We start from the raw sequence: 11,319 nt of genomic DNA, 5'->3' as shown, positions 1-11,319 counted from the left end.
CATAGGCTGCCATCTGCCGGACATAGGCTGCTGGAACATCGCTCAACGAAGCCGGAGGCCGCCGCGCGGTCTTGAAATCGACAATGCGGATACGATCCGCGCCGATCACCAGCCGGTCCACCGTGCCGCTGACCACACGCCCACCGACAACAGCGGCAAGCGGCACTTCGGCCAGCGATTCCGCGCCGAATACGTCGGCCCAATCTGGATGCGAAAGCACGGCCATCGCCGAATCCACCATGCTCGCGTGATCGGCGGCATCGAAGGCATCGTCCGTTCGGGCCAACCATGCCAGACCGGCAGTGCGGCGTTGATCCGGTGCCAGTTCGGGCAACCGCTCCATCAGCCGGTGCATCAGCGTGCCGCGCCGCGCCGCCAGCATCGCGTGCGGACCCGCCGGAGCGGGAGGATCGGGCGCATCGTCTTCGCCCAGCGATGACGGAGCCAGCGGGCGCGGCGGGCGCGGTTCGGCACCTACGGGTGTGAGCAGCACTTCCGGCAAGGCCATGCGCGGCGCGACGGCAGCTTCCTGTCGAACGGGCGCAAACGGCGGTGGTCCGCCGATCCGCCGGATTCCACCCCAAAGCGCATCGTCACGCCAGTCTTCGCCGAACAGTGGTTCAAGCTGCGCATACCAACTGTCTTCGGGCAATTCGCCGCCGCTCTTCCGGCGCTTCTTGCCCTTTGCGCCTGCGATGAACAGCGCTTCCTCTGCGCGTGTCATGGCCACATAGAGCAGTCGCCAATGCTCCTCACGCTCGGCCAAGGCAGCTTCCGCCTCGGCATCGATGACAGCGGGTGCCTTCTCTTCTTTGCGCAGCGGCGGCAGGGGCACCTTGCGCCGGGTGCCCAACACATCTTCGACAAGCTCCAACCCGCGCGGCGGCGAGGCGTCGGGATCGTCGGCCGCATCGGCAAGGATAACGATCGGCGCTTGCAGACCTTTTGAGCCGTGAACGGTCATCACCCGCACCAGCCCTTCGGCCTTGCCCGCCTCGCGCTTCAACTCGCCTTCGCCCGCGTCGAACCACTGCAGGAAACCGGCAAGACTGGGCACGTTTGCGCTGGCATAGGCCATCGCGGCGTTGAGCAGTTCGTCGATCGGATCGTTCGCTTCGCGCCCCAGCCTTGCGACAAGCTGCGCGCGCCCATCCCACGGGCCAACCAAAAGCCAGTGCAGCAACGCTTGCGGGGGATCGAAATCGGCGCGACCCAAAAGGCTGACCAGCTTTGCCACGGTTTCGGCAACGAAAGGATGCCCGCTACGCCGCAGCAGTTCCCACAGCCTCACTTTGCCCCTGACCTGATCGGGCGTGCGGTAGCCATGTTCCAACAGGTCTTCCTGCGACCACCGGATCAGGGGTGACACCAGCAGCGAGGCAAGGTTGAGATCGTCCAGCGGCTGCGCGGCAAAGCGCAGCGCCGCAACCAGATCCTTGACAGCCAGAGGTGCACCAAGACGCAACCTGTCGACACCTGCGACAGGCACCCCTCGCGCGTGAAGGCGCGCGACGATCAACCCTGCCAGTTCCTTGCGCTTGCGCACCAGCACCATGACATCGCCCGACCCGGCATTCTTCGGTCCGCCCTTGCTGAGCGGGAAACCTGCGTCGATCCAGCCTTTTACCTGCAATGCGATCTGATCGGCCAGCTTGCGGTCGGGACGGGAAAGCCAGCTTTCCGCGCCTTCATCGCCCGCGCTTTCGCCTGCATCGTCGTCTTCGGTGGCATCGTCACCGACCACGCGCCAGAGGCCGACCGTGCCGGGGATATCCAGTCCGACGTGACGTTCGGGTTTGCTTTCCAGCCCGAGACGGTCCCAGCTGATGTGATCTATCGCGGCATCGACGAAATCGAGGATCGGGCGCGCGGTGCGGAACGACTGGCCGAGGCCAAGTTCGAGCAGCTTGCGGTCGGGGTCGCGCAGGATATCGGCCACATCGGCAAGCTGGGCGCGCACCTTGTGGCTGGCGCGCGCGAAGTTTTCGGGGCTGGTGCCCTGAAAGCCGAAGATCGCCTGCTTGTAATCGCCTACCACGAACAGCGTGCGCACGGCGGGGCCACGTTGCCCTTCGCCGGTGAAGAAGTCCGAAACCAGCCCTTCGAGCACGATTTCCCACTGCGAGGCGTTGGTATCCTGCGCCTCATCCACAAGGATGTGGTCGAAACGACGGTCGAGCTTGAAACGAATCCAGTCTGCACTGGCACGCTTGGTCAGGAGTTCGGCGGCGGTGCGGATCTGGTCGTCGAAATCGATGAAACCTTCGCGCGCCTTGGCCGCATCCCATGCAAGGGCAAAGCGGCGACCGACGGTGAGCGCAGTTTCGAGAAGGTCTGCAAGATCGAGTTGCGCCTTGCGGGCGCGCACGGCTTCAATGCAGGCGATGACGCGCTCAGCAGCCTCGACGTAAGAACCATCGATCTTGAGCAGGTTCTTGAGCCACTTCGGCTCGCCTTCGGCGTTGCACAGCGCCTTGGCCAGAGCTTCGATATCGCGCGCGCGATCTTCCGGCGCGGCGGCCAGCCATTCCGCAATCGGGCCTGCCATTTTCGCGCCGTTGGCCGTGTTCCAATCGAGCAGAACTTCAAGGCAGGACCGCAGCGCGGGCGTATCGAACGCATCATCCGAACACAGCGTGACGAGACTGTCCGGGCCATCGTCCTCGCCCAACCCGATCACCCGGTTGATGCGCGGACGCAGCGGCGGTTGCCATGCGCCAGCCCCCTGCCACAGGTCGAGCGCGCTGGCGCAGCGGAGCAGGAAGCTTTCGACCTGATCCTCGCTCATCCGGCGAGAAAGCGTGGCGAGGTTATCGATCAGGCTTTCGTCGCCCTGATCCTGCGCATTGACCAGCAGTTCGGCCAGCACCTGACGCACCAGCAGCGCGCGATCACGGTCTTCCATCGCGCGAGTGCCGGGGCGCAGGCCCGCTTCTACCGGGAACGAAGCAAGCAGCCATTGGCAGAAGGCGTGGATCGTCTCGATCCGTAACCCGCCGCCGGGGCAATCGAGCACGGCGGCAAAGCGGCTGCGCGCCCGCGCCACGGTTTCGGGGCCGAACGGCGCGCCGATGGCCCTGAGTTGCGCGGCAAGTTCGATCTCTGGCAATCGCACCCACCCCGCCAGCACTTCGTTGACGCGCGTGGCCATTTCGGCAGCCCCCGCCTTGGTGAAGGTCAGGCAAAGTATCTGCTCCGGCTCAACCCCGTCCTGCAAAAGCAGGCGCAGCACGCGGGCCGAAAGCACCTGCGTCTTGCCCGTGCCTGCCGAGGCCGAAAGCCAGACGGTGCGCTGCGGGTGGACGGCGTGAGCCTGATTGTCTTTGAGCGGATAGACCTTGCTCATGCTTCACCCTCGCCTTCACGGCCCTGCCATTCGTCGAGACGCATCAACTGGTCGTAGTCGGCATAGCCCGGCAGATCGGGATTGAGCCGCGCGGTGAACGGTTCATTGCCCAGCAGCCAGCGGGCGATGGCCTCGCGCAGAAAACGTTCGGTTTCGGGCAGGAACTGGTCAAGCGGGATGCCAGACTTTTTGCGGCCTTCGAGAACCGGCGTTTCCATAAAGCCGAACCCGCGCTCCTTGTTTCGGCCAAGCGACCAGTATTCGAAGCGCGATGGTTGACCTGTGACGCCATCCATTTGGCCCTGCACCGCAATCATGCCGATCAGGCCGAGTTGCAAGGCATACCCTTCCTGCACCATGCGGCCCGAAGGGGGCTTGCCGGTCTTGTAATCGACCACCGCCAGCGTGCCGTCCGCCAGTTTGTCGATACGGTCGGCCCTGCCGTGGATACGGATGCCATCGATGCGCATTTCGCCCCGCTTCTCGATGGCGAAGACCTCGCGCCCCTCACCCGCAAGGCGGTCGGTTTCTTCCTCGATCCAGTGCAGTGCGTCGATCAAGCGCGGTTTCCACATGGCACGCATGAAGGGGTGGGCGCTCATTTCGTCGAACCGCTGTTCCGCCAACGGCACCAACTGTCCCGGTAGCCCGCCAGCTTCATGCCAATCCTGAAGAATTTTGTGGACCGCATCGCCCTTCCACGCGGGCGTTGGATCAGCATCGACCGGATCGAGACTGCGCAAGGACAAGATGGCCGAGGCATAGAACTGGTAGGGATCACCGCGCAGACGATCCAGCGCAGTGACAGCGATCTCCACCTTGCGCTGTTCGGCGCTGGGCATGGGATGCGGGCGGGGGTGCGGCGCAACCGGTGGCGGATTGGACAGAGTCCGAGCAAGATCCACCGCGCGGGTTTCATGGCGCAATTGCTCGCCCAGCATCGCGTGAATGCGCAGCAGGAAACGCGATGGGATGACCGGGCCGCTTGCATCGCGCAGGGCGTGGCTCAACACGACTTCGGGCGCGCCAAGAGCAGCGGCGAGATCGTGCGCGGAAAGACCGATGCGGAAATCCGCACCGGGTATGCCCAGCGCGCGCAGCACTGGCGGGGCCAGCATGGGATCGGGCGTGGGATTGCCGGGCCAGGTGCCCTCTGTCAACCCGCCGCAAATGACCAGATCGGCGCGGCTCATCCGCGCTTCGAGCAAGCCGTAGATGGCAAGGCGCGGGTGGCCGCCATAAGGCGGGCGGACCGAAACGTCCTCCATCGCATCGCGCAGCAGCGCAGGCAGTTCCTCGCAGGCAAGCAGTGTGGGAGCGGTAGTGGCAGCTTCCCGCCAACGCTCGACGAACTGCGAGAGGCAGCGGCCATCGGCCTGCGCCCACAAGCCGGTGCCGCACAAAGCCTCGCCTGCATCGGACAGAGCGATCAGCGCGGCATCCAGCATTACTGCGCCTTCAAGCGATACGAGCGGGAACAGCAAATCTTCTACCCCAGACCACCATTCGGCAAGGCCGGGGTAGCGGCGCTCATTCTCCTTGATGCGCTGGCGAATGGCGGGAAGGCCCGGCCCCGGCCTTGGTCCACGCAATAGCAGATCAAGCTGGCGCACCCGTTCAAGCCACACCGCACGCCCCTCACCCGCCTGCACCAGCGGATGACCAAGCAAGGCCAGCAGCGGCACCGGTGCAGCGCGTTCGGCGACCAGTTCGGCCAGTTGCAGCAGCACGCGCCCGGCGGCAGTCAATGGCAGTGGGCGCCCGGCAGTATCGTCTGCCACCACGTTCCAGCGCGCCAGATGCGCAACGACACGGGCCGCAAGGCCGCGATCGGGCGTGATCACCGCAACCCGGCGTTCGGGTTCGGCCAGAGCCTCGCGCACCAGCACGGCAATGGCCTGCGCTTCCTCTTCAGGATGGGCGCTTTCCATCACGCGGACGCCGGACAGGCGACGGTCCTTGGCTTCCAGCGAGACCCATGCCGCGCTTGCCTCTGGCGGCAGGAACAGGTTGGAGATCGCGCGGCTGCGTTCGGGCGGCGCAGGTGAAAGACCCGATCGGTGCCAAGGCTCCACCTCATCGCGCGCCACGCCCATGCGGTTGAGCAGGAGCTTGAGGTGATATTGTGGATGGGTGACCAAATCGCCGCGTTCAAACACCGCACCATCCGGGCCGCCCGCCGAGCCGAGCGCATCCCACACCGCAGGGTCGAGCGCGAGATCAAGATCGGGCAGGACCACCCCACCATCGGTCATATCAGCCACCACGCGCAGCAACCGCGCGACAGCGGGCGAGGCCGAAGTCACGCCAGCCGCAATGATCGGATGCGCTGGAGGGCTGCCTTTCCAGCTTTGCGCCGCATGATCGAGCAGGCGGTTGCGGCGTTCCGGCGCATCCACCTTCCCCAGCGCCAGCAGTTCCAACTGCCACCTGGCAAAGATCGTAGCGAACAGCCGGGTCGCGTCCTGCCAGTGGCCCGAAAGCTCCGCCGCCACGCCGACGACGCTTTCATCCAGCATGTCTTCCACGCGCACGCCTTCGACGAGCAGCCGGTCGATACCCTGCGCCATACCCTTGGCCTGCCGGATCAGCGCCGCTTCCCCCGGAGCCTCGTCGGCCAGTTCATCGCGCAACAACGCGGCAAGGCGCAACAGGCGGAACGTGGGATCAACCGCTGCGGGAATATCCGCCCCTGCCCCGATGGGATCGAGCAGCGGCCCCAGCGTCTCGTCAAGATCGAGATCGCCCACCACCGCCATGCGCGGCAGCAGCAGGCCTGCACCGCTCGCCCGCACGAACGCTTCGGTAATAGTGCGCACGGCGCGCTGACTTGGCAGAAGCAGCGTGAGCCGCGCCAGACCAAAGCGCTCTTCGCGATACCGTGGGATCAGGCCCGCAACCAGCGCATCGGCAAAGCCACGGTGCGCCGCGATCGACCAGACGCGCGGGCGAGTGGAGCCGTTTGCCATCAGTCGCTCTTGAGCGCAGCCTCAGTCGGCGCGATCATCTGCGGCTCGCCCACTTCATACCACAGGCCAAGGTGCGAGAGGCCGTAGAGCCGCCCTTCTTCCATTGCGCGCTGCCACAATGTCATCGTGCCAAATGCGCCTTCGGGCGCATCGCGCAGCAGTCGGTGCGATACGATCTGAATGCCGCTGTAGATAAATGGAGCGACCCTGCCGGAGCGACGGCGTGAAATCCGCCCCATCGCGTCCATGTGGAAATCACCCTTCCCGCGATAGTTGAATGCGCGCGCGTGAGGAACCAGCAGCAACAGCGCGTCCATCCTGTCGGCATCCCAGTGGTCGGAAAGGTGCGCGAAGACATTGCGCGGCCCATCGAGCCAGATGTTGTCGGAATTCAGGCAGAAGAACGGATCGCTACCGATCAGCGGCAGCGCCTTCACCATGCCGCCGCCGGTTTCCAGCAGAGCGGACCGTTCGTCCGAAATGGTGACCTCAGGAACCTTCCGCTGCGCAAGATAGGCTTCCATCGCATCGGCAAGGTAGTGGACGTTGACCACGGCCCGCGCCACCCCGGCTTCGCTCAACTTGTCCAGCGCATGATCGATCAGTGGCTTTCCGGCCACCTGCACCAGCGGTTTTGGGCGTGATGCGGTAAGCGGGCGCATCCGTTTGCCCAGGCCCGCAGAAAGGACCATCGCCACATCGCTGGCCAGCACCTTCGTCATACTTCGAACTTGCCTCCGCCCGCAGCGCGCAGGTCCGCCGGGATATGTTCGTCAAACCATCGCGCCACCGGGGCAAGCGCCGGGTGCGCCAGATCGCGCTCCATCAATGCCCACACGCGCGGAATGTAATCGAGATAGCGCGGCTTTCCGTCGCGCTTCCACAGCCGTACGAAAATGCCGACGATCTTGGCATTCCGCTGCGCACCAAGGCGCGCATAATCGGCAAGGAAATCCTCACCCTCACCTGTCTGCTGCAGGTAATAATCCAGCATCCGCGCTTCGAGATCGGGCGATACATCACGCCGCGCATCCTGCAGCAGCGAGACGAGATCATAGGCCGGGTGCCCCGCCAGCGCGTCCTGAAAATCAAGCAGCCCCTGCTTTTCCAGCCCGCCCAGCAGCATCACGTTTTCGGCATGATAATCGCGCAGCACGGTTACGCCGGGGCGCTGGCGCGGAAGAAGCTGCGAAATCACCTCTTCCCATGCGTTCGACCAACTGCGCCCATCAACATAAAGGCCGCGCGTGGGCACGTACCAATCGATGAAAAGCTGAGCCTCGCGCTGGTATTCGGCCAACGTGTAGCCGGTGAACGGCCCCGGCGGCAGCTTGCGCAACTGCACCAGCGCGTCGATGGCGTTGCGGTAAACCTCATCCTCATCCTGCGGCCAGGCATCGAGGTATTCGCGCATCCGAACTTCGCCAAAGTCTTCCAGCAGGACGAAGCCCTGCTCTGCATCTTCGGCAAGGATCAGCGGCGCACGCAGACCATTGGCGTCAAGCCACTTTGCCGCGCGCAGAAACGGTTGCGGATCTTCGTTGGGTGGCGGGGCGTGCATCAGCATCGCGTTGCCATTGGAACGGCGGATACGGAAATACCGGCGGAACGATGCGTCCCCCGGCAAGGGTTCGATCACGGCACCGCCCCAACCTGCCTGCGTGAGGAAGGTTTCGACGCCCGAAGGAATGGTCAGATCCATGCGCCTCGCTCTAGCCAATCGGGTCCGGCAGTTACAATGGCCCGCCTGCCCTTTTCCGTGGATTCCAGCTCAATAGAAAGACAGCCCGGCTCATGCGCGAAGCCGCCTGCATGTTCCGGCCATTCCGCCAACAGCGCAGCGCCGTGCCGGTAATCGTCCAGGCCGATCTCTTCGACTTCGGCAGGATCTTCCAGCCGATAGAAATCAGCATGGACCAGCGGAAGACGCACGGCGGGCGGATCGTAGACTTCGATGATCGCAAAGCTGGGGCTTGGCACTTCGCCCTGATGGCCAAGCGCGGCGATGATCCCGCGCGCAAGCGTCGTCTTGCCTGCACCCAGACCGCCCGAAAGCGCCACAACATCACCGCTGCGCAAGGCACTGGCAATACGGCGCGCAAAAACCTCGGACGCGGCAAGATCGGGCAGATCGACGATCATGGCAGAACCACGATTGCGCTGGTGCCAAGGCCCGGTTCGGACAGAAGTTCAAGCGTACCACCGTGCGCTTCGACAAGCTGGCGCACCAAAGGCAGGCCCAATCCCTGCCGCCGCTCCACCGCCTTGCCATCCGGGCTGACTTTCAAACCGTCAAGCGCGCGCGCCAGCACCGCTGGCTCCATTCCACACCCGTTGTCCGACACCACGACCTGCAAGTGGCCGCCCTTCTTGCGTGCAGCCTCAACCAGAATGCGCCCACCTTCGGGCGTTGCGGCAATCGCATTGTCCAGCAATTGTCCGAAGGCGCGGCGCAGACGGCGGGCATCGCCTTTAATTGTTCCGGCAGACTTGTCCCCGCGCAGATCGAGCGTCAGCCCTGCGGCAGATATGCGTTCGGCACGTTCGGTCACAACGTCCGTCAGCAGGGGGAACACCTCGACCGGCTCCTGCGCCAGTGGCAGCGTGCCCGCCTCGCTCTGTGACAGGTCCAGCACGTTTTCGATCTGCTCGCCCAATCGTTCTACCGAGGCGAGGATAGCGGCGACATATTCGTCCTGCTGCTCGGTCAGATCGCCCGCGATGCCGCTTTGCAGAAGTTCGGCAAAGCCACCGATCGAGGTCAGCGGTGTACGGAATTCGTAGCTCATGTTGGCAATGAAGCGCGTCTTCACCGCGTCAGCTTCGACCAGAGCGGCATTGCGTTCACGCAGGGCCGCTTCGGCCTTCTGGCTATCGGTAATGTCAAGAACCGTGAGCATTCCGTTGCCATCGGGAAGCGGCACGCCCGCCAGCGCCAGATGCCGCCCGTCCGCCAGCGTCAACCTGCCGGCGCGCTGCTTGCGCTCCAGCGTAGCGGCCTGAATGACTTGCGCGATTGTGCCGATCTGGGCGGGCCGTTTAAGCTGCGAAGCAATGCGCCCCAGCAGCACATCGGCGCGCGGATGGGTCGAGAGAAAGTCCTCTTCCAAAGCCCAATCCGCGGCGAAGCGCCGGTTCCACAGTTGCAACTTGCCATCCGGCGCAAAGACGGCGAGCGATTCAAACAGGTTATCAAACGTGGCCGTGCGAGTGCGCAACAAGGTGTCGCGCGTCGCACTCAGTTGCAGTTGCTCAGTCCGATCCTCAAAGATCATCAGCAAACCGCCATCGGGCATGGGCTGCCCCACGACGCGCAAATGCGTGCCGCCCGAAAGATGCCATGATTCCTCTACCGGCACACGCGACAGGAACCAGGCCTGCCGCTCGCGCCGCCATTCAGGGAAATCGCGCACTTCGGGCAGGCGCCCGGCATCACGCATTCGGTCGATCACACGGTCGAACGGCGGCGTATCGACAACCCACGCTTGCGGCACGCCGAAGATGCGCAGGAACGGCTGATTTGCGAAAACGAGATTTCGCTTCTCGTCGAACTGCGCGATCCCGGCGGACAGCGTGTCGAGCATTTCACGCTGGGCTTCGCGGAAGCGGCGGAACTGGCGGATCAGTTCTTCCATTTCCTCGATATCGACTGCGTATCCGGCAATGCCATCATCGCCCAGCGGCAGATCGGTAACGCGCACCGCGCGGCGCTGCCCCTTGATCGTGGCAAGAACGGAGCGTTCCACCGGAATACGCCGCGCCTGCGCCTGCCGGGCGACTTGCGCCGCGCTCAAGCCCTCGATCGGCTCGATCAGTTCGATACCTTGCGCGATCACCGCATCTGCGCTCGCCGCGCCAACGGCCTTTACGTAAGCGCTATTGACCAACCTGAGCCGCAGGTCGCTCCCTCGGAACCACATCGGTAACGGAGCCGCTTCGATCAATCCGGCAAGCCCGGCGAAATCGGCCTTGGCTCCTTGTGTTTCCTCTCGCAGGCGGACCAGTTCTTCCTGACTTTCGGAAAAATCGAAGAACCAAACCAGCGCAGAGCCGCCCGGCGAAACCTGCGGATCGGCAAGGTGGCCATGCGCCGCAAGGCTCCGCGTGCCGCCCCGTGGCGTCAGCGCCATACGGAACGGGGCACCCGTTTTCTGCGCCTTGCGAACAGCATCGCTCAACCATGAAAGCTGAACCTCGTCGAAGCCGCGACCTTCGGAATCGAGTTCCGACATATAGCCCGGCATAGCATCGAATCCGAACCATCCGGCAAGCCGCGCAGGGCCTTCAATCCGGCCATCGGCGCGCACCAGCAAAGGTAGCGCGGGCGATTCATCCACCATGCGGGCCAGCTTGCGTGCCTGGCGCTGCACGGCCTCGCCCTTGCGCGCACGGCGGCGGGCATCAAGCACGAACCATCCCGCCCCCACCGTCCATGCGGCAAGCAGCACTCCGATCAGTACCAGCGCAGTCTGGTTGAACAACGGCATCCCGCTTTCGCTACGGCGTGCGCTGCACAATTACAATGCGGCGAATTGCTTTGGTGCAATCAACCGGATGTTACTTGCTGCACTACCCAAGGATTGCGCCCCCGCGCAGGCGGGGGCCTCAGTCGGTTTACAATGCCCCAAACGCGAAAAGCCCCCGCACTATGGCGAGGGCTTCTGCGTGTTCCGGCTCGGTCCGTCTAAACCGACTGAGGTCCCCGCCTTCGCGGGGACGCGGATCACTATACCACTTTTAGTAGCGGTAGTGATCCGGCTTGAACGGGCCAACTTCGGGCACGCCGATGTAATCGGCCTGCTTCTTGCTCAGCTTGGTCAGTTGCACGCCCAGCTTTTCGAGGTGAAGCGCCGCAACCTTTTCGTCGAGGTGCTTGGGCAGCACATAGACGTCGTTCTTGTAGTTCTCGCTCTTGGTCCAGAGTTCGATCTGCGCCAGCGTCTGGTTGGTGAAGCTGGCCGACATCACGAAGCTCGGGTGGCCGGTGGCGCAGCCCAGGTTCAC

7 protein-coding genes are annotated in these 11,319 nt (G+C 64.1%); all 7 read right to left on the bottom strand.

The window, feature by feature from the left end; genetic code table 11:
• A partial coding sequence (gene addA, locus ACOVQ0_RS06765) for a double-strand break repair helicase AddA (RefSeq protein WP_421881889.1) occupies positions 1 to 3,346 on the bottom strand: 3,346 nt, incomplete at its 3' end.
• Positions 3,343 to 6,315: a double-strand break repair protein AddB gene (gene addB / locus ACOVQ0_RS06760; protein ID WP_421881886.1), complete on the bottom strand. Its 2,973-nt coding sequence runs from the start codon at positions 6,313 to 6,315 to the stop codon at positions 3,343 to 3,345. The genes addB and addA, both read right to left, overlap by 4 nt.
• The gene (locus ACOVQ0_RS06755) at positions 6,315 to 7,037 is read right to left on the bottom strand and encodes a nucleotidyltransferase family protein (RefSeq protein ID WP_421881882.1); all 723 of its coding nucleotides are present in this window, start codon (positions 7,035 to 7,037) and stop codon (positions 6,315 to 6,317) included. The genes addB and ACOVQ0_RS06755 overlap by 1 nt, the downstream gene beginning before the upstream one ends.
• Positions 7,034 to 8,017, bottom strand: coding sequence for an aminoglycoside phosphotransferase family protein (locus ACOVQ0_RS06750; RefSeq protein ID WP_421881879.1), 984 nt, complete (start codon positions 8,015 to 8,017; stop codon positions 7,034 to 7,036). The genes ACOVQ0_RS06755 and ACOVQ0_RS06750 overlap by 4 nt, the downstream gene beginning before the upstream one ends.
• Entirely contained in the window at positions 8,008 to 8,457 is a 450-nt protein-coding gene (gene tsaE, locus ACOVQ0_RS06745) for a tRNA (adenosine(37)-N6)-threonylcarbamoyltransferase complex ATPase subunit type 1 TsaE (RefSeq protein ID WP_421881877.1), read from the bottom strand. The genes ACOVQ0_RS06750 and tsaE overlap by 10 nt, the downstream gene beginning before the upstream one ends.
• Complete coding sequence (locus ACOVQ0_RS06740; protein ID WP_421881892.1) at positions 8,454 to 10,802, bottom strand: PAS-domain containing protein; 2,349 nt, start codon at positions 10,800 to 10,802, stop codon at positions 8,454 to 8,456. Before ACOVQ0_RS06740 ends, tsaE begins: the two co-directional genes overlap by 4 nt.
• Before the next feature lie 250 nt (positions 10,803 to 11,052).
• A partial coding sequence (locus ACOVQ0_RS06735) for an adenosylhomocysteinase (protein WP_421881874.1) occupies positions 11,053 to 11,319 on the bottom strand: 267 nt, incomplete at its 5' end.

The organism is Novosphingobium sp. (assembly GCF_049240505.1).
In the GTDB taxonomy this organism is placed as follows: domain Bacteria; phylum Pseudomonadota; class Alphaproteobacteria; order Sphingomonadales; family Sphingomonadaceae; genus Novosphingobium.
The sequence above is the reverse complement of the archived record's forward strand: the minus strand, read 5'-3'. Positions and strand labels throughout refer to the sequence as shown.

Excerpts from the sequence above, each read along its gene's own strand:
- ACOVQ0_RS06755 (WP_421881882.1), bottom strand. The coding sequence starts at position 7,037 with ATGACGAAGGTGCTGGCCAGCGATGTGGCGATGGTCCTTTCTGCGGGC.
- addB (WP_421881886.1), bottom strand. The coding sequence starts at position 6,315 with ATGGCAAACGGCTCCACTCGCCCGCGCGTCTGGTCGATCGCGGCGCAC.
- tsaE (WP_421881877.1), bottom strand. The coding sequence starts at position 8,457 with ATGATCGTCGATCTGCCCGATCTTGCCGCGTCCGAGGTTTTTGCGCGC.
- ACOVQ0_RS06740 (WP_421881892.1), bottom strand. The coding sequence starts at position 10,802 with ATGCCGTTGTTCAACCAGACTGCGCTGGTACTGATCGGAGTGCTGCTT.
- ACOVQ0_RS06750 (WP_421881879.1), bottom strand. The coding sequence starts at position 8,017 with ATGGATCTGACCATTCCTTCGGGCGTCGAAACCTTCCTCACGCAGGCA.